Source organism: Arthrobacter sp. 05N428_2 (assembly GCF_056397065.1).
In genome coordinates this window covers 52,430-73,431 of sequence record NZ_JBFTMR010000009.1, presented here as the reverse complement: position 1 = coordinate 73,431, position 21,002 = coordinate 52,430, and the positions used below count along the sequence as shown (strand labels likewise).

Annotated in this window: 20 protein-coding genes and 2 pseudogenes; 11 read left to right on the top strand and 11 right to left on the bottom strand. The window is 65.7% G+C overall.

What is annotated here, in order from left to right:
- Window positions 1–224: 224 nt before the first annotated feature.
- The gene (locus AC1DGI_RS11900; protein WP_476899032.1) at window positions 225–518 is read right to left on the bottom strand and encodes a putative quinol monooxygenase; all 294 of its coding nucleotides are present in this window, start codon (window positions 516–518) and stop codon (window positions 225–227) included.
- 55 nt (window positions 519–573) lie between these two features.
- Window positions 574–1,572, bottom strand: a complete 999-nt coding sequence (locus tag AC1DGI_RS11895) for a LacI family DNA-binding transcriptional regulator (protein ID WP_476899031.1) — start codon at window positions 1,570–1,572, stop codon at window positions 574–576.
- Window positions 1,573–1,736: 164 nt separating this feature from the next.
- Between AC1DGI_RS11895 and AC1DGI_RS11890 the strand changes: the two genes are divergently transcribed.
- The 4 genes from AC1DGI_RS11890 to AC1DGI_RS11875 all read left to right on the top strand — a co-directional run bounded on the left by AC1DGI_RS11890 (window position 1,737) and on the right by AC1DGI_RS11875 (window position 5,850).
- On the top strand, window positions 1,737–2,855 hold the full coding sequence (locus AC1DGI_RS11890; protein WP_476898970.1) for a substrate-binding domain-containing protein: 1,119 nt from the start codon (window positions 1,737–1,739) through the stop codon (window positions 2,853–2,855).
- A gap of 93 nt (window positions 2,856–2,948) precedes the next feature.
- Window positions 2,949–3,995, top strand: coding sequence for an ABC transporter permease (locus AC1DGI_RS11885; RefSeq protein WP_441402636.1), 1,047 nt, complete (start codon window positions 2,949–2,951; stop codon window positions 3,993–3,995).
- Entirely contained in the window at window positions 3,992–4,786 is a 795-nt protein-coding gene (locus tag AC1DGI_RS11880) for an ATP-binding cassette domain-containing protein (protein WP_476898969.1), read from the top strand. The genes AC1DGI_RS11885 and AC1DGI_RS11880 overlap by 4 nt, the downstream gene beginning before the upstream one ends.
- 104 nt (window positions 4,787–4,890) lie before the next feature.
- Complete coding sequence (locus tag AC1DGI_RS11875; protein WP_476898968.1) at window positions 4,891–5,850, top strand: carbohydrate kinase family protein; 960 nt, start codon at window positions 4,891–4,893, stop codon at window positions 5,848–5,850.
- A gap of 11 nt (window positions 5,851–5,861) precedes the next feature.
- Here the strand turns inward: AC1DGI_RS11875 and AC1DGI_RS11870 are convergent.
- Window positions 5,862–6,215 (bottom strand): annotated as a pseudogene (locus AC1DGI_RS11870) (transposase); the annotation flags it as partial.
- Window positions 6,216–6,313: 98 nt separating this feature from the next.
- On the opposite strand from AC1DGI_RS11870, the pseudogene AC1DGI_RS11865 reads away from it, so the two are divergent.
- Window positions 6,314–6,529, top strand: a pseudogene (locus AC1DGI_RS11865) (AAA family ATPase); the annotation flags it as partial.
- 74 nt (window positions 6,530–6,603) lie between these two features.
- Here the strand turns inward: AC1DGI_RS11865 and AC1DGI_RS11860 are convergent.
- Window positions 6,604–8,016: an amino acid permease gene (locus AC1DGI_RS11860; RefSeq protein WP_476898967.1), complete on the bottom strand. Its 1,413-nt coding sequence runs from the start codon at window positions 8,014–8,016 to the stop codon at window positions 6,604–6,606.
- A gap of 42 nt (window positions 8,017–8,058) precedes the next feature.
- A complete protein-coding gene (gene hisC / locus AC1DGI_RS11855; RefSeq protein ID WP_476898966.1) occupies window positions 8,059–9,168 on the bottom strand; it encodes a histidinol-phosphate transaminase in 1,110 nt (369 codons plus the stop codon).
- Between the two features lie 93 nt (window positions 9,169–9,261).
- Between hisC and AC1DGI_RS11850 the strand changes: the two genes are divergently transcribed.
- Together AC1DGI_RS11850 and AC1DGI_RS11845 are read left to right on the top strand one after the other, a co-directional pair.
- Window positions 9,262–9,765: an Lrp/AsnC family transcriptional regulator gene (locus AC1DGI_RS11850; protein WP_476898965.1), complete on the top strand. Its 504-nt coding sequence runs from the start codon at window positions 9,262–9,264 to the stop codon at window positions 9,763–9,765.
- 117 nt (window positions 9,766–9,882) lie between these two features.
- Window positions 9,883–11,553 carry a thiamine pyrophosphate-binding protein gene (locus AC1DGI_RS11845; protein ID WP_476898964.1) on the top strand — a complete coding sequence of 557 codons (1,671 nt, stop codon included), beginning with the start codon at window positions 9,883–9,885 and terminating at the stop codon, window positions 11,551–11,553.
- A 914-nt stretch (window positions 11,554–12,467) separates the two neighbouring features.
- Here the strand turns inward: AC1DGI_RS11845 and AC1DGI_RS11840 are convergent.
- Entirely contained in the window at window positions 12,468–12,764 is a 297-nt protein-coding gene (locus AC1DGI_RS11840) for a DUF4234 domain-containing protein (protein ID WP_476899030.1), read from the bottom strand.
- A 435-nt stretch (window positions 12,765–13,199) separates the two neighbouring features.
- Here AC1DGI_RS11840 and AC1DGI_RS11835 point away from each other — a divergent pair, with 435 nt between their 5' ends.
- The 3 genes from AC1DGI_RS11835 to AC1DGI_RS11825 all read left to right on the top strand — a co-directional run bounded on the left by AC1DGI_RS11835 (window position 13,200) and on the right by AC1DGI_RS11825 (window position 15,850).
- The gene (locus tag AC1DGI_RS11835; protein ID WP_476898963.1) at window positions 13,200–13,784 is read left to right on the top strand and encodes a histidine phosphatase family protein; all 585 of its coding nucleotides are present in this window, start codon (window positions 13,200–13,202) and stop codon (window positions 13,782–13,784) included.
- Between the two features lie 83 nt (window positions 13,785–13,867).
- Window positions 13,868–14,635 carry a hypothetical protein gene (locus AC1DGI_RS11830; protein ID WP_476898962.1) on the top strand — a complete coding sequence of 256 codons (768 nt, stop codon included), beginning with the start codon at window positions 13,868–13,870 and terminating at the stop codon, window positions 14,633–14,635.
- 21 nt (window positions 14,636–14,656) lie between these two features.
- Entirely contained in the window at window positions 14,657–15,850 is a 1,194-nt protein-coding gene (locus AC1DGI_RS11825) for a TerC/Alx family metal homeostasis membrane protein (RefSeq protein WP_476898961.1), read from the top strand.
- 6 nt (window positions 15,851–15,856) lie between these two features.
- Here AC1DGI_RS11825 and AC1DGI_RS11820 read toward each other — a convergent pair whose 3' ends face one another.
- Entirely contained in the window at window positions 15,857–17,221 is a 1,365-nt protein-coding gene (locus tag AC1DGI_RS11820; protein ID WP_476898960.1) for an MFS transporter, read from the bottom strand.
- Between the two features lie 98 nt (window positions 17,222–17,319).
- On the opposite strand from AC1DGI_RS11820, the gene AC1DGI_RS11815 reads away from it, so the two are divergent.
- Window positions 17,320–17,706 carry a DUF1801 domain-containing protein gene (locus tag AC1DGI_RS11815; RefSeq protein ID WP_476898959.1) on the top strand — a complete coding sequence of 129 codons (387 nt, stop codon included), beginning with the start codon at window positions 17,320–17,322 and terminating at the stop codon, window positions 17,704–17,706.
- A gap of 40 nt (window positions 17,707–17,746) precedes the next feature.
- On the opposite strand, the gene AC1DGI_RS11810 is transcribed toward AC1DGI_RS11815, so the two are convergent.
- The 4 genes from AC1DGI_RS11810 to AC1DGI_RS11795 form a co-directional block, all read right to left on the bottom strand.
- The gene (locus AC1DGI_RS11810; protein ID WP_441402498.1) at window positions 17,747–18,067 is read right to left on the bottom strand and encodes a GYD domain-containing protein; all 321 of its coding nucleotides are present in this window, start codon (window positions 18,065–18,067) and stop codon (window positions 17,747–17,749) included.
- A gap of 191 nt (window positions 18,068–18,258) precedes the next feature.
- Window positions 18,259–19,026 (bottom strand): amino acid ABC transporter ATP-binding protein, encoded by a 768-nt coding sequence (locus AC1DGI_RS11805; RefSeq protein WP_441402499.1) that lies wholly within the window; start codon window positions 19,024–19,026, stop codon window positions 18,259–18,261.
- The gene (locus AC1DGI_RS11800) at window positions 19,023–20,090 is read right to left on the bottom strand and encodes an amino acid ABC transporter permease (protein ID WP_476898958.1); all 1,068 of its coding nucleotides are present in this window, start codon (window positions 20,088–20,090) and stop codon (window positions 19,023–19,025) included. The genes AC1DGI_RS11805 and AC1DGI_RS11800 overlap by 4 nt, the downstream gene beginning before the upstream one ends.
- 6 nt (window positions 20,091–20,096) lie before the next feature.
- Window positions 20,097–20,999 (bottom strand): ABC transporter substrate-binding protein, encoded by a 903-nt coding sequence (locus tag AC1DGI_RS11795; RefSeq protein ID WP_441402007.1) that lies wholly within the window; start codon window positions 20,997–20,999, stop codon window positions 20,097–20,099.
- Window positions 21,000–21,002 lie beyond the last annotated feature (3 nt).

Below are 21,002 nucleotides of genomic sequence, written 5' to 3'. Positions count from 1 at the left end.
GACACTAAGTTATGTACAGCAGACAAGTCAACGATTCTGACCGGCCTATGGATGAGAGCGCAGTCCCTCTACTTAGGCAGGGGTACGCATAGGCGGGGCAGCCGGCATTCCCCCTCCAACGGACGGATTGGAAGGGTGCTTTTCGGTACGTGGGGTCCATCCATTCCCTTCAGGGGAACCCGGACGCCGTCATATGAATGGGTGCCGGGGGTCGTGGCCGCCGGCTATTCCACCGGTAGGAGCCAGGTCAGCTCCGAGCCATCGCCTTCGATGTGGCGGGCCAGTTCCTCATTGAATCTGGCGCCGTAGTCGGCGCGGATGTGTTCCTGGAATGCGGCTTCGTCACGGTAGACCTCGAAGACAAAGTACTCCCGGGGATTTTCTTCCCGCGTATAGGGAAGGAAGAGCTCGTTGCCCTCTTCCTGGCGTACGTGCTGGGTCAGCTCGAGCATCATCTCCGCGACACGGGCTTCGCTGCCCGGTTTGACGGTGAACTCGGCGTACAGGATTTTGGTCATCATGATCCCTTTCAGATATGGGTGCGCAGCGGGCTGTTCGAAAATTTTCCCGGCGTCAGGCCGGTGGGCGTAGCTCTCCGGTGCCTCTTTGTATCAGCTCGGACGGGACAACATAGGTATGCGCAGGCTCCGGGTCGCCATCAATCCTGGCCAGCAGCCGTTCCGCTGCCAGCTTCCCGATTCGCTCGGGGTGCTGGGCGATGACCGTCACGCCGGGATCCATCATGTCGGCAAGCGTAAAGTCATCAAACCCGATCAGGGCGACGCGATTGCTAAGCCCGAGCTCTCTCAGAGCACGCATGGCGCCGAACGTGACCAGGTTCTGACTGGAGAATATGGCCGTCGGCGGTTCCGCAGCAGTGAGAAGCTCCAGCGTAGCCAGCCTCGCCGATTCCTCGTCGTGGAGATTTTCGCGTACGGGAACCGTTGAGGTGGGAATGCCTTGCCGGCCGATCTCCTCCATGAACCCGCGACGGCGTTCCCGCGCGGTCTGGATGTCTGTGCGGTCCCCCAGATAGGCGAGCCTGGTGTGGCCGTGGCTGATCAGGTGGGCGGCCGCCTTTGCGGCGCCGGCGGCGTTGTCGGTCACGACGGCGTCTGCTTCCAGTCCTACCGGTTCACGGTCGATGAAGACCAAGGGCAGATCGCGGGAATGCTCCGGGATTACGTACGCCTGGCTTCGGGCGATTGGTGTGAGGATGAGCCCGTCGACACGCCGGCCAAGAAACGCCGTAACAATGGCCTGCTCCCGCCGGGGGTCGTCATCGAGACTCGCCGCAAAAACCGCTATTCCCCTCGCCCCCAGCGCATCTTCAATGGCCCGGTTGATCTCGCTGCTGAATGGATTAGAGACGCTCGGCAGCAGCAGCCCGACAGAGAGCGTTCTCCTGCCCGCGCGGCGAAGACTGCCGGCCGCCATGTCCAGCTGGTAGTTAAGTTGCCGGGAAGCGCTGAGCACCTTTTCCCGGGTGGCCTCCGACACGCCGGGTTCGTCATTGATCACCCGGGAGACGGTCTTAATTCCGACGCCGGCAAGGGCCGCCACATGGCGCATCGTCGGACGATTGGCGGAAAGGGCCGCCTGGCTACGATCGGACATCGTTGTCAAAAAATCGCTCCTTCTAAGTTGCATCTATTGACTCTCCGGTGTGATGCTGCTTACATCGTACATGACATCGTTGTCGAGGCCAGTGAGGGCCTCAAACACCAGGAGATTCAATGTTGAGTTCCACAGCGCCTCGTTCGACAACCACCCGCCTCTTGTCTGCAGCAGCAGTCCTAACTTTGGGAGCGCTCAGTCTTACTGCCTGTGGCGGCAGTTCCACCGGGACGTCTGCCAGCGGAGGCGCCACTGACGCAAAGATCGGCGTTTCGCTGATCGTAAAGACCACGTCCAACCCCTACTTCGTAGCAATGGAAGACGGCGCGAAAAAAGCAGCCGAGGGGGGAAATATTGATCTGAAGCTGGCTGCCGGCAAGTCCGACGGCGACGAAGACACCCAGATCCAGGCGATCGAGAATGCCATCTCCAAGGGCGACAAGGGCATCCTCATCACGCCGAACGGGCCCGCCGTTGTCGACGCCATCAAGAAGGCCCGCGACGCAGGCTTGTACGTGATCGCTTTGGACACCCCGCCGGACCCGGCCAGCGCAGTGGACATCACCTTCGCGACCGACAACTTCGCGGCCGGCAAACAGATCGGGCAGTGGACCGCGGCGCAGCTGGATGGCAAGAAGGCCACTATTGCCTTGGTTGACCTGTTCAGCGACAAGGTCGTTTCGGTTGACTACAACCGCGACCAGGCATTCCTGACCGGAATGGGCATCGACACCGCCGACAAGACGAAGAACGGTGACGAGGCCAAGACCGGCAAGTACACCGGCGGTAAAGGCGGGGACTACGAGATCGTCGGCAGCCAGGCCTCACAGGGCGCCGAGGACGGCGGCCGGACCGCGATGGAAACCCTGCTGTCCAAGAACCCCAACATCAACGTCGTCTACACCATCAACGAACCGGCCGCTGCGGGCGCCTATGAGGCACTGAAGGCTGCGGGCAAAGAAAAAGGCGTGCTGGTCGTCTCCATCGACGGAGGCTGCACCGGCGTGAACAACGTCAAGTCCGGAATCATCGGCGCCACCGCCCAGCAATACCCCGTCAAGATGGCCCAGCTCGGCGTCAAAGCCATCCAAGACCTGGCCACGTCGGGCAAGAAGCCCTCGGTCTCAGCGGGCCTGGACTTCTTCAACACCGGCTCCGCCCTGGTCACTGACAAGGCAGTTGCCGGGCTGGACAGCATCGACACCACGGCCGCATCTCAGATCTGCTGGGGCAAGTAACCCCTCCCGTCGCGGGGGGACGTGCCAAGGCGTCTCCCCGCAGCGCGCAGCACAACACCAGTAACAGAACATGGACGTTCAGGAGTAATTCAAGTGACCCAGCAACAGACCGCCGGCCCGCCGAGCACCGGGCATGCTGATTTGGCCGAGGAATTCCTCGACCGCCAGACCACTCTCAGCAGAATCCGCAACATTCTCCACCGCTACCCGGCCCTCAGCCCCGCCATTGTCCTGCTGATCGCAGTGGTGGTCTTCGGCCTCCTCAATGACCGCTTCCTGCGGGTAGAGAACCTCTCCCTGATCACGCAGCAGGTAGCGGTGGTGGGCACCCTGGCCATCGCTCAGACCCTCATCATCCTGACCGCCGGCATCGACCTCTCCGTCGGCGCGGTCATGATCCTGTCCTCGATGGTGATCGCCCAGCTCGCGGTCAGCAACGGTATTCCCGGGCCGCTGGCACTCATTGCAGGTCTCGCTGTCGGTCTTGCCGCCGGCGCGCTCAACGGCTTCCTGGTCACAAGATTCCGACTCCCACCGTTCATCGTCACCCTCGGAACGCTGAACATTTTCGTCGCCCTGACGCTGCTCTATTCAGGGGGCAGCACGGTCCGCGGATCCGCGATGCCAGGTGTCCTCACCTGGCTGGGAACCACGTTCCCGGTCGGGCCGGTCCGCATCTCCACAGGCGTCGTCATGATGCTCCTGCTCTACGCCGTTGTCGCCTTCATCCTGGGCAAGACGGCCTGGGGCCGACACGTCTACGCCGTGGGCGATGACAAGGAGGCGGCCCGCCTCGCCGGTATTCCGGTCAGCCGCGTCCTCATGAGCGTCTACCTTGCCGCAGGAGCAGTTCTTGCCGCCGGCGCTTGGATCCAGATCGGCCGCACCAACGCCGCCAGCCCAAACGCCGGGGTCGATCTGAACCTGGACTCCATCACCGCCGTCGTGATCGGCGGAACAAGCCTCTTCGGCGGCCGCGGCTCCATCTGGGGTTCACTGCTCGGAGCGCTGATCGTCGGAGTTTTCCGAAACGGCCTCTCGCTCGCCGGCCTGGACGTCCTGTACCAGACCCTCGCCGTAGGCATCCTGATCATTGTTGCTGTGTCTATCGACCAGTGGATCCGAAAGGTTAAGTCATGACCATGACAGAATCTGCAGCCTCCCATACCGCCACCCGCGAGCCCATCCTCAAGGCCAGGAACCTCGTCAAGACCTTCGGCCGCGTCGTCGGCCTCGATGGCGTCAGCCTGGACCTCTACCCGGGTGAAGTGCTGGCCGTTATCGGCGACAACGGTGCCGGCAAGTCCACGCTGATCAAGTGCCTTACCGGCGCCGAAGTACCGGACACGGGAGAACTTTACGTATCGGGGAAGCAGGTGCACTTCAAGCGACCGCAGGACGCCCGGGTCCACGGCATCGAAACGGTCTACCAGAACCTGGCCGTTTCCCCGGCACTCGATGTTGCCTCGAACCTGTTCCTCGGCCGTGAAGAGCGACTCCCCGGCCCCTTGGGGAGCCTGTTCCGGATGCTTGACACCAGAGGCATGCGCCGGAAGGCAAAGGAAGAGCTGACCCGCTTGGGAATCTCCACCCTCCAGGACGTCACAGTGCCGGTCGAAAACCTCTCCGGCGGACAGCGCCAGGCCGTCGCCGTGGCACGCGCCGCGGCGTTCGGTTCAAAGGTGGTAGTGCTGGATGAGCCGACGGCGGCACTCGGTGTTCGGGAATCGAACCAGGTCCTGCAACTGGTCCGGGACCTCCGGGACCGCGGGCTGCCGGTCATTCTGATCAGTCACAACATGCCCCATGTGTTTGACGTCGCGGACCGCATCCACATCCAGCGCCTCGGCAAGTGCGCCGCCACCATCACGCCGCAATCACACACCATGACCGACGCTGTTGCGATCATGACCGGTGCAGCCACCGCCTGAACATCTGCCGCCTGCCACTAATCAGTCCGCGGACCCGGTTGATCGGTCCGCGGACTGACGTGGCTCGGACAGTCCCCGCCATCAGCTTCCACGAGAGACAGACCATGGATTACCTCAAGACAGCCCGCCACGACGCTCACCAGATACTCGACGTCATGGTGGTAGGCGAAGCGCTGATTGACGTGGTCACCACGTCACACGACAAAGTAGAACACCCGGGCGGCTCTCCGGCCAATGTCGCCTATGGACTCGGGCGCCTCGGCGTAGCCACCGGCCTGCTCACCGCCATCGCCCAGGACGCGCGGGGGACCTTCATCGAAAACCATCTCCACAGCGCGGGCGTCATACTCCTGCCCGGATCAAAATCCCTCACCCGGACGGCATCGGCAACCGCAACCCTTGAACCCGACGGCTCCGCAAAGTACGACTTCGACATCACCTGGGACCTTGCCCCGACAGCCCCCGCCTACTTCCCAAAAATACTGCACACCGGATCCATCGCCACCTTCCTTAATCCCGGCGCCGCCGCCGTGAAATCCCTGCTCGAACAGGCCCACAAACACTGCATGATCACCTATGACCCGAATATCAGGCCAGCCCTGCTCGGCAGCCACTTGGAAGCCAAAGCCACGTTCGAAGAACTCATACCTTTAACCGACGTCGTCAAACTCAGCGACGAAGACGCCCAGTGGCTTTACCCCCAAAAGAGCCTGGACGAGACCGCAGCCCACATCCTCGGTTTGGGCGCCGGACTTGCCGTCATCACCAAGGGAGCAGAAGGCTCACAATTCACCACCCCCGCCGCTAACATCAGGATTCCTGCCGTGAAATCCAACGTCGCCGACACCATCGGCGCCGGGGACTCCTTCATGTCCGCCCTGATCCTGGGCTTTCTCACCCGAGGAACCGAAGGCTTCGCCCCGGCTGTCCTGGAGCAGCTCGGACACACCGCAACTGCGGCCGCGGCCATTACCGTACAGCGCCCGGGGGCGAACCCCCCGACCCTGGAAGAACTCAACACGGCAATAGGCGCCCACTCCGTTGCCCGATACGCGGTCTCCTGAAACGCATCATTAATGGCGTCGATGAAGATCGCCGCGTAGACCTCGTCCAGCGGCCGGTTCTGCCAGGCCGCCATCTCCTCCAACACCCTGTCGGTGATCCGCGAGACCGTCTCCTTCGACACGGACGCACCATAGATCTCGGCGAAGTGCGCGCTGACTTCCCCGGTGGTCAGGCCCTTGGCATAGAGCGAGAGGACCATCTCATCAACCCCCGTCAGGCGGCGCTGGCGCTTCTTGACGATGACCGGCTCGAACGTGCTGGCCCGGTCCCGCGGCACGTCCACCTCTACGGGGCCGGTCGTCTCCGTCAGCACCGTTTTCGGGCGGACCCCGTTGCGGGAGTTCGCGGTCTGCTTCCCGGCCGCGCGGCACAGCCTCAAGTGTTGCGGCCATATCGGGCTCCTTCCCGCCAGGCTTACCGCTTGGCGTGTCGAGCCGGATAAACCGTTAATTCCACAGTCCCGATCGGCACTGGAAACGGCTCGGCAGGTCCCTCGACCCGGACGACTTCACCGACGCCCAGGCAATAGCCGCAATCGAACGGATCACCCGCGGCAACTTCCGGCTCCTCGAACGACTCTTCCCCCAGATCACCCGTGAACTGAAGATCAACCAACTCGAAACCATCACCGACGACGTCATCGAAGCGGCCGCCAGCACCCTCGTCATTGGCAACTGACGACAAAGAGCGCCACCAGAACACCGCCAAAGAGCTCCGAAGTCCACACGCCATGTGGGTCCACAGCACCTGACTCAGTCGACGAGCACCCGCTGCTTGGTACTATCCGCAGATTCCACAACCGGCGAAACCTTCCCGTTCCGGTGGTGAAGCCAGTTCGCCACCGCCAGAAGCGCCACGAGACCGAACGTGCTAAGGAGCTGGGGACGGGAATCCTCGCCGATGAAGCCCACCGTGAAAATCGCCGCGAGAATCACCAGACCAAACACCGTGAGCCACGGGAAGCCGGGCATGCGCAGGGGAAGCGCCGTTCCCTCGCGGTCGGCCCGGAGGCGCAGCGCAAGCTGGGCGAGGAGCGCGGACGTCCACACCAGCAGGCACGTCGAGCCCACAATGTTGAGCAGCACGGGAAGGACCTTCTCCGGGAAAGCCAACTCCAGCACAACCGTGACAACGCCGAAAGCAACGCTGGCCAGGACTGCGACAACCGGAACCCGGGCCTTGGACACGGAAGCCAGCAGGCGCGGAGCCTCACCGCGCTCCGCGAGGGAGTACGCCATCCGGGAGGCGCCGTAGAGGTTGGCGTTGAGCGCGGAAAGCAGTGCCGCCACAGCCACCAGGGTGATGGCGGTGGCCGCGCCGGGCATGCCGGCGGCGTCCAGCACGGCGGCAAAGGGGCTCTTCAGCCCCGCCGAACCCACGGGAACCACCGCCGCGATCACGAAGATGGCGCCGATGTAGAAGATGAGGATGCGCCACAGCACCGTCCGGACCGCCTTCTTCACACTGCGGGCCGGCTCAGCGGTCTCAGCTGCCGCCACGGACACAATCTCGGTGCCGCCGAACGCGAACGCCACCACGAAGAGTGCCGTGGCAATCCCGGCGAACCCGCTGGGAGCGAATCCGGCGCCGGTGAAGTTGGTCAGGCCCGGCGACTGCACGCCCGGCAGCCAGCCGAAGAGCAGGGCAGCGCCCACCAGGAGGAATCCCACGATGGCTGCCACCTTGAGCAGGGCGAACCAGAACTCGAACTCGCCGAAGTTCTTCACGCTGGTGAGGTTCACAGCGGTGAGCACCACGATGAACACGAAGGCCATCAGCCACACCGGCAGCGCCGGGAAGATGGTGGCCAGCAGTCCGGCCGCACCGAGCCCTTCGGCCGCGATGACCACCACGAGCTGGATCCACCAGAGCCAGCCCACTGTGGCACCGGCCACCGGCCCGTAGGCCTTGGCGGTATAGACGGAGAAGGCTCCGCTGTCCGGATTGGCGGCGGCCATCTCGCCGAGGGCCCACATCACCAGGATGATGAGGGTGCCGGCCACGAGGTAGGAGATCAGCACTGCCGGGCCGGCAGCCTGGATGCCGGCGCCGGAGCCGATGAACAGGCCCGCGCCGATGGCGCTTCCGAGCCCCATCATGGTGAGTTGGCGGGGTTTGAGTGCGGCGCCCAGTGCGCGGCCAGACGTCTTTGTCTGTTGTTCCATGGGGAGTCCTCTGAATGTAGGTGGGACGGAGTGGGGATTAGGTCAGTCGATTGTTGAGGCAGCGTGGGCTTCCAAAACCTGGAGCACGCGGTCGTTGGAGGCGGAGCCGGCAACGGTGATCCGCACGCCGTCCCCCTGGTACGCCCGGACCAGGATGCCCGCGCGGTCAAACGCGTCCACCAGCCTCGCCTGGAGCAGCTCATCCGCGCGGATCCACAGGAAGTTGCCCTGGCTCGGCGGCAGTTTCCAGCCCTGGGCTTCCAGCTGCGCGGCCATCCGGGCGCGTTCCTGTTTGACGGCGGTCACCCGCGCTTCCATCTCCTTCCCGGCCTCCAGCGACGCGATGGCAGCCTTTTGGGCCAGCGCGCTCACGGAGAAGGGTAGGGCGGTCCGGCGCAGTCCCTCGGCGATGGCGGGCGAGGCCACGGCGTATCCCACGCGCAGGCCGGCGAGTCCGTACGCCTTCGAGAAGGTGCGCAGGATGCAGACGTTCGGGTACTGGCGGTAGAGCACCAGGGAGTCGGGGCCGCTGCCCGCCTCGGCGTATTCCACATAGGCCTCGTCGATCACCACAAGGATGTCGGAGCGGACGGATCGCAGGAAGGCCTCGATCCGTTCATGGCTGATCGGTACGCCGGTGGGGTTGTTGGGGGTGCAGAGCAGGATCACCTTCGTGCGGTCAGTGACGGCCGCGGCCATGGCGTCGAGGTCGTGGCCCTCGGCGTTGTCCAGCGGGATTCGGACCGGCTGGGCGCCTGCGAGCTCCACCAGGATGGGGTAAGCCTCGAAGGAGCGCCACGCGAAGATCACTTCATCCCCGGCGTCGCACAGGCCGGTGATGATCTGCTGCAGGACGCCGACGCTGCCGGGTCCCACCGCCACCTCGCCGGCCGTGATGCCGAGGTGGCGGGCAATCCGTTCACGGAGTTCGACGGCGGCACTGTCCGGGTAGCGGTTCATGGTGCCGGCCGCTGCGGCCACCGCAGCGGTGGCAGCGGGCAGCGGTTCGTAGTGGCTTTCGTTGCTGGCGAGGGCAGCAATGTCCAGGCCGGCGCTGCGCCGGCCCGGGACGTAGGGCGGAAGTCCGGCCACCGCGCCACGAAGGGTGGGAAGCGCAGTGTCCGGTGCGGTGAGGATCTGATCACGGGTCATGAGGAACGATCATGATTGTGACTCGGCCCACAATGCAAGATACCCTCAACCCATTGGGACTTCTGCTCAACATCTACTGTCTGTGGTGAAAATATGACCATCCCGAACCCCCGCACCCTGGATTCCCTCGACGGCAGGATCATCCTGGCCCTCGACAAGGAACCCGAAGCCAGCGCCCTGGCACTCTCGCGGACGCTCGGCGTCGCACGGAACACGGTCCACGCCCGGCTGGCACGGCTCGAGCGCAGCGGCGCCCTCCGCTCCTTCAGTCGCAGGCTGGATCCCGCCGCGTTGGGTTATGACCTGATGGCTTTCCTCTCCCTGTCCATCAGCCAGACCCGGACAGGCGCGGTGGAAGACGGTCTCGCCGCGATCCCGGAGGTCATCGAGGTGCATGCCACCACCGGGGATGCGGACCTCATGGCCAAGGTGGTGGCACGCAGTACGGCCGATCTCTACCGCATCACCAACGAGATCCTGGAGATCGAGGGGATCCAACGGACCAGCACCGCTATTTCCGTGCTGGAACTCATGCCGCCCCGCTACGACGGCCTCCTGAGCCGGCTGTCGGAGCAGGAATCACGGCCTTCCACCTGATCGGGCGACGACCACTATAAGTGCGCAGATTTTCAGGTTCGTCGCGTCACACTGCCAAATGTCCCAATGAAACTCCACTCTCTTGCCATTGTGTGAACCAGGCCACATGATTCCTGCATGACTTCACTTACCGTCTCCGGCCGCGTGGCGCAGGTTCTCAGCCGCTACCTCAGCGACGTCTTCGGCGTCATGGGCAACGGAAACGTCTACTTCCTGGACGCCGCGGAAAAGCTGGGCCTCCGCTTCTCTGCCGTCCGCCACGAAGGCGCCGCCATCGCCGCGGCCGACGCCTACTACCGGACGTCAGGACGCCTCGCAGCGGGCACCACCACCTACGGCCCCGGCTACACCAACGCACTCACCGCCCTCGCGGAGGCCGTCCAGGCACAAATCCCGGTGGTGCTGGTCACCGGAGACGCTCCGAGTAGCGGCGCCCGGCCCCAGGACGTGGACCAGGCGGCCATCGCCGCGGGCCTCGGCGCCGCCACCTTCACCGTCACCCGCGACGCCGCGGGCTCCATCACGCAGCAGGCGGTGGAATACGCGCTCACCAAGCGAACCGCCGTCGTGATCGCCATTCCTTACGACCTCGCAGCCCTGGAAGTTGAGGAGGAAGAGCTTCCAGCGCCGCTGGCACCGGCGGGGAGTGACGACGTCGACGGCGGCCTGGGGCAGGTAGCCCGCCTGCTCGCCGGAGCGAAGCGGCCGCTGATCCTCGCCGGCCGCGGCGCACATCTCGCCGGCGCCGGCCCGGAACTCCGGGAGCTCGCCGACCGCTTGGGCGCGCTGACCGCCGGAACCGCCCTTGCGCTCAACCTCCTCGAGGGCGCCGGGTACCTCGGCGTCGCGGGCGGCTTCGGTACGGACACCGCGGCCGGGCTCATGGGTGAGGCCGATGTGGTCCTCGTGGCCGGGGCAAGCCTGAGCCCCTTCACCATGCGGTTCGGGCACCTTCTCGGCCCGGACAGCACGGTCATCCAGATCGACACCGCCCTGCAGCCGACGCACCCCCGAGTGGACACGTTCGTCAGCGCGGACGTGAAGTCTGCTGCGGGACGCATCTTGGGGATGCTCGAAGGCGGCGTTCCGGCGGACACGCGCTCGGAAGCGTGGCGCGCGGAAGCCCGTAAACGCCTGTCGGAGGGACCGGCCCACCATCCCGGCTCAGCGGAGACGCCGGACGGTCGGCTGGATCCGCGCTCCCTTGCCAGGGCACTTGACACGGTACTGCCGGAGCGCCGCACGGTGGTCCAGGACGGCGGGCACTTCGTCGGCTGGGCACCCATGTACTGGCGCATCCCGAGGCCCCAGGACCTGGTCATGGTGGGGACCGCGTTCCAGGCCATCGGGCTGGGCCTGGCCAGCGCCGTCGGGGCAGCCCGTGCGGTGGAGGGCGGCCGCACCGTGGTGCTGGCCTCCGGCGACGGCGGTCTCCTGATGGGATTGTCTGACCTCGAATCGCTGATTGGTGCGGCCAGCAGCGCCGTCGTGGTGATCTACAACGATGCCGCCTACGGAGCCGAAATCCACCAGTACGGCTCCCAAGGCCTGACCGAAAAGCCCATGCTGATCCCCGAAGTGGACTTCAGCGGCATCGCCCGCGCGCTCGGTGCCGAATCCGCGATCATCCGCTCCCTGGCGGACCTTTCCGCGCTCCAGGACTGGATCGACGCCGGCGCCAGGGGAACCTTCGTGGCCGACTGCCGGATCACGTCGAGCGTCCGGGCCCCGTGGCTGAGCGAGTGGATGGCGGCCAAGCAGGAGGCAAAGGCGGCGGTGGCGGGCTAGCGGCGGACAAACTTTTGGGGCGCTACTCGTGACTTCAATCTCGGGTCGTGCTGCCGCCGCGGCAGCCATGGAGGGCCGCGCCACCGCGGGCACCGTAACCCAACCGGCATGCCGTCGTCGAACGCTCACGGAATCAACTTCTCGGCCCCGATGCTAAACAGCGAACGACTCTTCCCGGTGCCGCTGGTGCGGCTCTTCACGGACATCGGCGGGATCAACACGCACCAGGCCATGATCGTGCCCAGCGGCCTTCGCCTTCGCATTTGTGAAGCTCGGCTGGGAGCCGGAGTCCTGGGCCCCGTCGGAAACGAGCTCGAAGCTGCCGCCAACTGCACGGCGCCACCCCGAGCTGGGCGTTGGAGAACCACGACATTGTCCGCTCGGTGACCTTGGACCGCGGACCCCGCGTTGAACCACGGTTCTCGCTAGGCACGTCGCCGTCGCCGTCACCGTTGCGGCCGTCGCCAAAGTCTTGGCTTCCCATCCCCACAGACTGGGGCAGCTACGCCATCGAAGTGCAGGAACAGGACGCCGGGTCCGCCCTGTATCTCGCCAAGGCGGCGCTGGAACGGCGCCGGCAGCTGTGGCAGAACGAGGTCTTCGCCGCAGGTGACGGCGGTGGCTGGCGCGTCGAGGACGGGAACCTGCTGATCTGCGAGCGCAACAAGGACTTCCTGGTCGCCGTCGCGATGGGCACAGAACGGGTGCGGCTGCCCGCCGGCACGGTGCTTCTCAGCGCGAAGCCGTTGGTCGAGGATGGCTGGCTGCAGCCGAACAACGCCGCCTGGGTGCTGGTGCTGAGGCCATTTCCGGGCCGTGCACCTTCCTTCGCTGAACGTTGGGGCCCTAAGTGTCGCTTGCCCGTATCGGCAGCAGTCGTAACGCGATCCGGCTCTCACCCTCAGGACCGGGCGTTAGACCGCGACCAATTTCTCCGCAGGTGCACCCTGGATCGCCTTGTTGAATTTACTCTGGACCACGGCGTGGCCGATGAGGCCAAGGAGGAACATCAGCCAGAAGGCCGCATGGCGACCGAGGCCCCTGCGGGTGAACAGTTCAACGCCTACCGAGTATTTCCACAGCCAGACAATGTTTGCGATAGGCACTATGAGGAGCCAAGCCGTGGGGATGGATGTCCCGGCTTGATTCATCTCAGTCTTAGTCTTGACACTCCAAACAAGCGAGTAAATACCGAGAGTGACGAAAGGCAAAAGTAGCGGGGCTGCAATACTGCGCGGCTTCAATGATTCTCCTATTGGTTAGTCCCCACTTGGAGAAGCCAAATGGGAAGATAGCTGGGCTGCACTCGCTACGGCGGGCCGAACTCACGCTCGCTACTTCGCGTAGGACGAACTCATACATCCACCATGACTATCGGCCACAGCTAGCGCTTCGTTACCTGAAGTCGTTGATTGCCCGATCCGTCCCATCCGAAGGGAACCTGTGAATTTATGGCTCGGTCCTCCTGATCGACTCCTTACATTCGGCAGTCAGTCGCTTGTCCCGAACAGCCTGCTTTTTAGACGACACTGGGGCTGCAGCCCGTTCCGGAACGTGGACTAGACAGGGAATGTCTGCCGGAAAGCACCGCGGGCTTCCTGACTCCCCCGTCCCGGCCAGCGCCCGGCCCACGGCAGAATGGAACCATGACCCTCACAACCTTCGCGCTCGTCCGCCATGGCCAGACCGACTGGAATGCGCAGCGCCGGCTGCAGGGATCCAGCGACATTCCGCTGAACGACGTCGGCCGCGGCCAGGCGCACGACGCCGTCGACGCCCTGGCCGGGTACGAGTGGGACGTGATGGTTTCCTCGCCGCTAAGCCGCGCCGCGGAAACGGCGGACCTGATCGCCGCAGGGCTTGGGCTCAGCGTGGCGCGCCGCGTGCCGGAGCTCACCGAACGCTCGTTCGGCCCGGCCGAGGGCATGCAGGCGGGACCCGAGCTGGAGGCTCTGCGCATCCCGGGCGGGTTTCGCGGTGCTGAGAGCGACGACGAGGCAGCCGCCCGCGGGCTGGCTGCCTTCGAGGCCCTGGCCGAGGAGTTCAGCGGCCGCCGCGTCCTGGTGGTCGCGCATGGCACCCTCATCCGCTTGAGCCTGGGCCTCGCGCTCGACCGCACGCTGCCGAGCATCGACAATGCAGTGCTGAACCTGGCTCACCACCACCCCGTCGACGGCTGGGAGCTCGAATACCTTAACGGCGAACGACTGACCGCGGCCGCCGTCGGCTGAGCGCAGCCTTAGCCGCCCGCGCCCGCAACAATCAGTAGGCCGGATCCCGTGCCCGCGTCAGTACTGCGGTCTAGGCTGGTCGCATGCCGCCTTCTCCGTCTCCAACCCCCGTCGAGGTCTTCCTGCACTCCGGGCCGGCCGACTGGTGGCAGATTGTTGCCGCTCTGGGCCCGCTGGCGGTGCTCCTGAGCGCCGTCCTCGCCGGCATCATCGGCTGGCGGACCCTGCGGCAGAAAGCGGCAGCGGACAACCGCGCCGAATGGTGGCGGCGGACGCAGTGGGCCCTGGACTCCGTCTACTCCGGGGATAAAAMGCGCGGCACCATCGGGCTGAAAGTCCTCAAGGTCCTCGGTGAAAGCCCGCTGGCCGGCAGTGGCGAGCTCGCCGTCCTCGAAGCCGCAGCGGAGAAGCCTCTCAACACGGCGGCCCTGGCCCGTACGACAGCGGCCCGGACGGGCCGCGCACCTGCCGAAGCGCAACCCGCGGGGGAAGCCCGGACCCGGCCCACGCCGTCGGGCGCCGGGATGGACGGCCCTCCCGCGCCGCGCGACAATGAAGAAATCCGCGAGACCGGCGACGCCGAAGAAGCCACGACGATGAGCACCGCAAGTCGCCCGGTCACTCATGGCGCCCACGCCGGGACCCCGCGGCCCGTCCGGGCAGAAGCGCAGGCCGCGCAGGCCGCCCAGGCCAAAGCCGAACAAGCGGAAGATGCCTTCGACGAGGATGACCGCGCCATGCAGGTGGCGGCCGCCCAGCTCCGCGAAGTCACCGACCGCCGGCTGGGCAAGGTGACCCCGGACTGGGTCATGGCCCTCGCCCGGGAACAGCCACCCGGCCACACCGGCTAAGCGGCACCGGGTACACGGACCATGCAAGTTCCCACCCACGTCTGGATCCTGACCGTCGCCGCCATCCTGGCGCTCCTGGCCTTCGACTACCTCGTCCACGTGCGCAAGGCCCACTCCCCCAAACTCAAGGAATCCGCCACCTGGTCCGCCATCTACGTGGGCCTCGCGCTGCTGTTCGGCCTGGGCGGGTTCGTCCTGGGCGGGACCCAGCTGGGCACCGAATACTTCGCCGGCTACGTCACGGAGAAGGCGTTGTCCGTGGACAACCTCTTCGTGTTCCTGATCATCATGACCAGTTTCCGGGTGCCCCGCGCGGACCAGCAAAAGGTGCTCCTCTTCGGCATCACCTTCTCGCTGCTCGCCCGCACCGGCCTGATCTTCCTCGGCGGCGCCCTGATCACCAGCTTCGCCTGGGTGTTCTACATCTTCGGCCTGATCCTGCTGATCACGGCCGGCAACCTCCTCAAACCCGGCGACGACGACGCCGAGGGCGGCACGGTGGTCCGCCTCGCCAAACGGTTCCTGCCGGCGTCGGAACACTACGACGGAGACAAGCTCTTCACCGTCCACAACGGCAAACGCGTCCTGACGCCGATGCTGCTGGTCATGGTGGCCATCGGCGGCTCGGACGTACTCTTCGCGCTGGACTCGATCCCGGCCATCTTCGGCCTGACCCAGAACGTGTACGTGGTCTTCACCGCCACCGCCTTCTCCCTGATGGGGCTGCGGCAGCTGTTCTTCCTGATCGACGAGCTCCTGGACCGCCTGGTCTACCTGTCCTACGGCCTGGCGGTCATCCTCGGCTTCATCGGCGTCAAACTGGTCCTGCACGCCATCCACGAAAACAACCTCCCCTTCATCAACGGCGGCGAGCCCGTGAGCGTCGTCGAGATCAGCACCGGGCTATCCCTCGGAGTAATCCTCGGCGTCCTGCTGGTCACCGTGGTGGTCTCCGTCCTCAGCCCCATGGGCAAGGCGAAGACCATGATTTCCGGCGCCAAACGGCACGCCACGGACTACCTGGACCTCGACTACGAGACGGACCTCAGCGAACGCGCCCGGATCTTCACCAAGATGACCGACGAGGAAGACTACCTGCGGTCCCTGCCGGAAAAGTACCGGCGCCTGATCCGCAACGAAACCGATTTCATGGACCTCCTCCGCCGCGCCCACGCCCGGCACGATGAGGCCCTCGAGCGGGACGCCCAGGGCTAGGAGCGCCTACGCGGTCCGCCGCTCCCGCCACGCCAGCGACACCACAAACACCACGGCGCCCAGCCCCAGCATGACGAACACCATCAGCCCCCAGTTGGCCTGGCTGACCCCGCTGCCATAGAAGATGCCGATCAGCACGGTGGCCGTGATCGCGCCCAGGTAACGGCAGGTCTGGAAGATCCCGGCAGCCACCCCGCGCTCCGCCAGCCGGGTGGACAGGTACATGCCCTGGCTGGAGGCGATGCTGACCACGCAATACGGCACCCCCAGCAGCGCCGTCATGGCCAGCACCAGCGGCGCGGCCAGCGACGCGGTCAGCAGCCACATCGCCCCCGACGCCACGACCAGCAGTACGACGCCGGCGATCATCACCCGCCGCACCCCGAACCGGTCGATGCCACGGACCGCGAACGGCGTCAGTACCACGGAGATCGCGGCGAGCGGCAGCATCAGCAATCCCACGATCCCGGGGTCGTAGCCGCCGGCGGTCTGCAGCAACTGCGGGAGGCCGAAGAACGCGAAGTAGTAGACGCCGTTGAACAGCGCGAAGCCCAGGTACACCAGCAGCAGCGGCCGGTTGCGGCCCAGCAGCCTCAGGTCCAGGAACGGCGGCTTGAAGCGCAGCTCCCGCCACGCGAACAAGGCCGCGAGCAGGAGTCCGCCACCCAGCAGCCACCACCGGTAGTCCGGCAGCACATTCAGGGCCGCCATCATCACCAGCACCAGGGCGCCGATGAAGGCGCCGATCCCCGGCAGGTCCGAGTCGCGGACGAGGTCCCGCACCTCGCCGCGCTCCCGCGCGCCGTCCGCCGGGGCGAACCGCCGGACCATGAAGATGGCCGCCAGTGCGAGCGGGACGTTGACAAGGAACAGCGCCTGCCAGCCCACCAGGCTCACCAGCAGTCCGCCCACCACCGGCCCGACGGCGGCCGCCGAGGTGTTCGCCATCTGGATCCGGCCCAGCGGCCGGGTGGATCTCACGTTCGCCTGCCGCGCCAGTGCGGCGACCATGACGACGGCGCTCGGGTACGCCGTCGCGGTCCCCAGCGCCATGAACGCCCGCGCCACGCAGAGCAGCGCGAAGTTCGGCGCGAAAGGTGCCAGCGCGCAGGTCACCGCCACCAGAGCCATGCCCCAGAGGAACAGCCGGCGCGGGCCGAAGCGGTCCGCCAGCCGGCCCATCAGCGGCTGGCCCGCCGCGGAGGTGAGGTAGAAGGACGTGACCACCCAGGTGACCGTGGCGACGTCGAGCTCGAAATCCGCGCGCAGCACCACCAGCGCGACGGCGATCATCGACGAGTTCAGCGGGTTCAGCGCGGTACCGAGGCTGAGCCCTGCGACGGCCAGGCCGGTCCGGGAAGAGTTGCTCACGGCAACAGTCTGTCCTATGGCGGGCACCGGGACCGAACCGGCGAGTCCCCTGCCGGGTACGGGACGCGCCGGGGGCCCGCATCAGGCATAATGCCCGCATGGACGATCCGCGGGTGGACCAATACATCGATGCCCTCCCGGCCTGGCAGCAGGCCGTCTGCCGGCAGGTCCGGGCCCTGGTGCGCGCGGCCGATCCCGCCGTCGAGGAAACCATCAAGCGCTCTGTCCAGCCCTACTTCGTGCTGGACGGCAACATCTGCGCCCTGCTGGCGGCGAAGGACCACGTCAACGTCTTCCTGTACGACGGCGGCATCGTCCCGGATCCGCAGCACATCATCACCGCCGGGCACGGCAACGAGACGGCCCGGACCGTCGCCTTTTACGAGGGCGACGCGGTGAATGAAGAAGCACTCGGCGCGATGTTCCGGGCGATCATCGCCAACAACCGGGCCGGCGGCTGGCGCAAGATCAAGGGCGCCCGGTAGCTGCACGGTCCCCCGGCCGCTTCCGCGGCCAGTGTCCGGGCTATTGTCCGGGTGCGCGGTACGTCGGCGTCTTCTTGGCCGCCTCGTCGAGGTCTTCGGCCGACATGAGCGGCTTCAGCCGGACGTTCACGTTGCCGGTGGAGTTGATCATCAGCGAGAGGGCCGCGGCGTCGGCGTCGCTGGGGACATCGAAGACGCCCAGCACGTCCGTGTGCCCGAAGGCGTAATAGAAACAATCCAGCGTTCCGCCGACGGATTTGAGGGCGTCAACCAGGGCGTCCCGGCGCTTGGTACCGCCTTCGCGCATGAGCCCCTTGATGCCCTCGCCGACGTAGTTTGCTTCAAACAGATATTTGGTCATGGCCTGTTCCTGTCCCGTGAAGTCCAGGACGCGGGCACCGGGCCACGTGGCGGGCATGCCAGCGCGAGACGTTCCTGGAGCCGGTCCCCGAGTGGGGCCGTCGGGCACAGCGTAGGCCCACCGCCGCGCACTGACAACAGGCTCCGGAAAGTCCGTAGGCCCGGGCTCGGTGCGGCCCCGGGCTCGGTGCGTCAGAGGACCTTGGAGAGAAACTCCTTGGTCCGGTCGTGCTGCGGGTCGCTGAGGACCTGCCGCGGCGGTCCGGCCTCCACCACCACGCCTTCATCCATGAACACGAGAGTGTCCGCCACCTCCCGGGCAAAGCCCATTTCGTGGGTCACCACAATCATGGTCATGCCGCTCTTGGCCAGCCCCTTCATGACGTCCAGGACTTCGCCCACCAGCTCCGGGTCCAGGGCACTGGTCGGTTCGTCGAAGAGCATCAGTTTGGGGTCCATGGCCAAGGCGCGGGCAATGGCCACGCGTTGCTGTTGGCCGCCCGAAAGGCGCGTTGGGTACGCGTCGCCCTTGTCCTCCAGGCCTACGCGTGCAAGCAGCTCCATGGCCCTGGCCGTGGCGGCGGCCTTGGACTGCTTCTTGACCCGGATCGGAGCCAGGGTGATGTTCTCCACCGCGGTCAGGTGCGGAAACAGGTTGAACCGTTGGAAGACCATCCCGATGTCTTGGCGTTGGAACGCGGCTTCCTTGAGCTTGAGTTCGTAGAGCTTGTCGCCTTTTTGCCGGTAGCCGACGAGCTGGCCGTTAACCGACAGCCGGCCGCCGTCGACGCGTTCCAGGTGGTTGATGCAGCGCAGAAAGGTCGACTTGCCCGAGCCGCTGGGCCCGACGATGCAAAGGACCTCCCCCGGGTCCACCTCCAGGCTGATCCCGCGCAGCACCCGGTTGGAACCGAAGTTCTTGGAGACCTTCTCCGCGAGAACCATGGGCACGCCGGTCATCCTTTTCCTCCAAAGTCGTTGCCGAGCGGGGCGCCGGGCGCTCCCGTCACGCCGGGCGCTCCCGGCGTGGCGGGTCCCGCCACTCCGGGCACCCCCGGCGCGCCGGGTCCCGGCGTCGACGTCGGGCCGGGCGCCGACGTCGGCGTCCCGGCTCCCTTGTCCGCCTTGAGCCGTCCGGTTCCCCGGGAAAACCGCTTCTCGATAAAGTGCTGGCCGACCATCAGCACCGACGTGAAGAGCAGGTACCAGAGGGACGCGACGATCAGCAGCGGCACCGGAGTGAACGTCACCGCCGAAATGCCGCGCGACACCCCGTACAGGTCAACGCTCAACGGGATCGCGGCCACCAGTGAGGTGGTCTTGAGCATCGAGATCACTTCGTTGCCGGTGGGCGGAATGATGATTTTCATGGCCTGCGGAACCACGACGAACCGCATCGTCTGCCCCCAGGACATCGCCAACGCCGTCGACGCCTCGGCCTGTCCCTCGTCTACGGACAGCAGACCGGCGCGCACAATCTCGGACATGTACGCGGCCTCGTTCAGGCCCAGCCCGATCACCGCGGTGATGAACAGGTTGGTGAACACCCCGTTCGGAACGGTGACCCACGGCGTCGTAAACGGAATCCCGAACGTAAACACCGGATAGATCAGCGACACGATGCCCCAGAACACCAGCTGGACGTAGACCGGAGTCCCGCGGAAGATCCAGATGTACAGCCAGGCAATGCTCTTCAGGACCGGGTTCGGGGAGAGCCGCATGATGGCCAGCAGGAGCCCGATGACGATCGCGCCGATCATCGCGTAGATGGTCAGCCACAACGTCACCCAGGCGGCCTGGCTGATCCGGCGGTCGAAAATGTACTTTCCCACGTCGGCCCAGCCATAGTCCGGGCGCTGGGCGGCATCCAACAGGAACACCGCCAGCCCGAGCACCAGGACCACAGCGATCACGTTCCGCCACGGGTGCCGCAGCGGGATGGCGACGATGGCATCTGCCGGGTCCGTGGCTGTGGCCGGTTTCTTAGCCGGATCCGTCACCCTGTCGGCTCCCCGCTCGCTCATGGGTGGTCAGCCCTTGGCGGCCACGTTGAGGTCCGCCTTCTTGATGCCGCCGGCTTCCACACCCCACTTGGCCAGGATCTTGTTGTAGGAACCGTCATCAATCAGCGCCTGCAGCGCCTTTTGCAGGACCGGGGTAAAGTCGCTGCCCTTGGCCACCGGGATCCCGTACGGGGCCACTTCGAAGGCGTCGCCGGCGGTCTGCAGCTTGTCCTTAGTCTTGGAGATCGCATACAGCGTCACGGGCGAATCGGCGCTCATGGCGTCCACTTGTCCGACCACCAGGGCGTTCGTGGCCTGGTCCTGGGCGTCATACCTGAAGATGGTGATGGCCGGTTTCCCGGCATCCGTGCAGGCCTTCGACTTGGCCGGCACCTCGTGTGTGTCCTCATAGGTGGTGGCCTGGACCGCGACCTTGAGCCCGCACGCGTTCTTCGGATCCACGGTCTTGCCCTTGGGCCCGGCCCACTGGATCCCGGCGGAATAGTAATTCACGAAATCGACCTGCTTTTCGCGTTCCACGGTGTCCGTAAAGGAGGACATGCCCATGTCATCCTTTCCCGCCTTGACGGCCGGAAGGATGTTATCGAAGGTGCCGATGTCGAAATTGACCTTCACCCCCAGCACTTTGCCCAGCGCATTGGTGAGATCCACGGACCAGCCGGCGGGGGCGCCGTTATCGTCCTTGAACTCGTTGGGCGGGTAATTGTTGGCCATACCGACGTTGAGCACGCCGGCGCTCTTGATTTTGTCCGGAAGGGCCGCCGCGATTGAGTCGTTCTTCTTCACGTCGACGGCGTCGGAACTTCCGCTGGCGCCGCCCGAGGGAGCGGGCTCGCTGTTGTTGACACAACCGGAGAGGGCTAGGGCAGAAGCGATCGTGAGAACGGGAAAAACATATCGAGTACGCATGGT

What these genes read in the sequence shown, in the direction of transcription:
- AC1DGI_RS11800 (WP_476898958.1), bottom strand. Translation starts at nt 20,090, where the DNA reads ATGAGCGAGCGGGGAGCCGACAGGGTGACGGATCCGGCTAAGAAACCG.
- AC1DGI_RS11850 (WP_476898965.1), top strand. Translation starts at nt 9,262, where the DNA reads ATGACCATCCCGAACCCCCGCACCCTGGATTCCCTCGACGGCAGGATC.
- AC1DGI_RS11825 (WP_476898961.1), top strand. Translation starts at nt 14,657, where the DNA reads ATGCAAGTTCCCACCCACGTCTGGATCCTGACCGTCGCCGCCATCCTG.
- AC1DGI_RS11845 (WP_476898964.1), top strand. Translation starts at nt 9,883, where the DNA reads ATGACTTCACTTACCGTCTCCGGCCGCGTGGCGCAGGTTCTCAGCCGC.
- AC1DGI_RS11860 (WP_476898967.1), bottom strand. Translation starts at nt 8,016, where the DNA reads ATGGAACAACAGACAAAGACGTCTGGCCGCGCACTGGGCGCCGCACTC.
- AC1DGI_RS11890 (WP_476898970.1), top strand. Translation starts at nt 1,737, where the DNA reads ATGTTGAGTTCCACAGCGCCTCGTTCGACAACCACCCGCCTCTTGTCT.
- AC1DGI_RS11880 (WP_476898969.1), top strand. Translation starts at nt 3,992, where the DNA reads ATGACCATGACAGAATCTGCAGCCTCCCATACCGCCACCCGCGAGCCC.
- AC1DGI_RS11835 (WP_476898963.1), top strand. Translation starts at nt 13,200, where the DNA reads ATGACCCTCACAACCTTCGCGCTCGTCCGCCATGGCCAGACCGACTGG.
- AC1DGI_RS11815 (WP_476898959.1), top strand. Translation starts at nt 17,320, where the DNA reads ATGGACGATCCGCGGGTGGACCAATACATCGATGCCCTCCCGGCCTGG.
- AC1DGI_RS11875 (WP_476898968.1), top strand. Translation starts at nt 4,891, where the DNA reads ATGGATTACCTCAAGACAGCCCGCCACGACGCTCACCAGATACTCGAC.
- AC1DGI_RS11895 (WP_476899031.1), bottom strand. Translation starts at nt 1,572, where the DNA reads ATGCGCCATGTGGCGGCCCTTGCCGGCGTCGGAATTAAGACCGTCTCC.
- AC1DGI_RS11805 (WP_441402499.1), bottom strand. Translation starts at nt 19,026, where the DNA reads ATGACCGGCGTGCCCATGGTTCTCGCGGAGAAGGTCTCCAAGAACTTC.
- AC1DGI_RS11795 (WP_441402007.1), bottom strand. Translation starts at nt 20,999, where the DNA reads ATGCGTACTCGATATGTTTTTCCCGTTCTCACGATCGCTTCTGCCCTA.
- hisC (WP_476898966.1), bottom strand. Translation starts at nt 9,168, where the DNA reads ATGACCCGTGATCAGATCCTCACCGCACCGGACACTGCGCTTCCCACC.
- AC1DGI_RS11900 (WP_476899032.1), bottom strand. Translation starts at nt 518, where the DNA reads ATGACCAAAATCCTGTACGCCGAGTTCACCGTCAAACCGGGCAGCGAA.
- AC1DGI_RS11810 (WP_441402498.1), bottom strand. Translation starts at nt 18,067, where the DNA reads ATGACCAAATATCTGTTTGAAGCAAACTACGTCGGCGAGGGCATCAAG.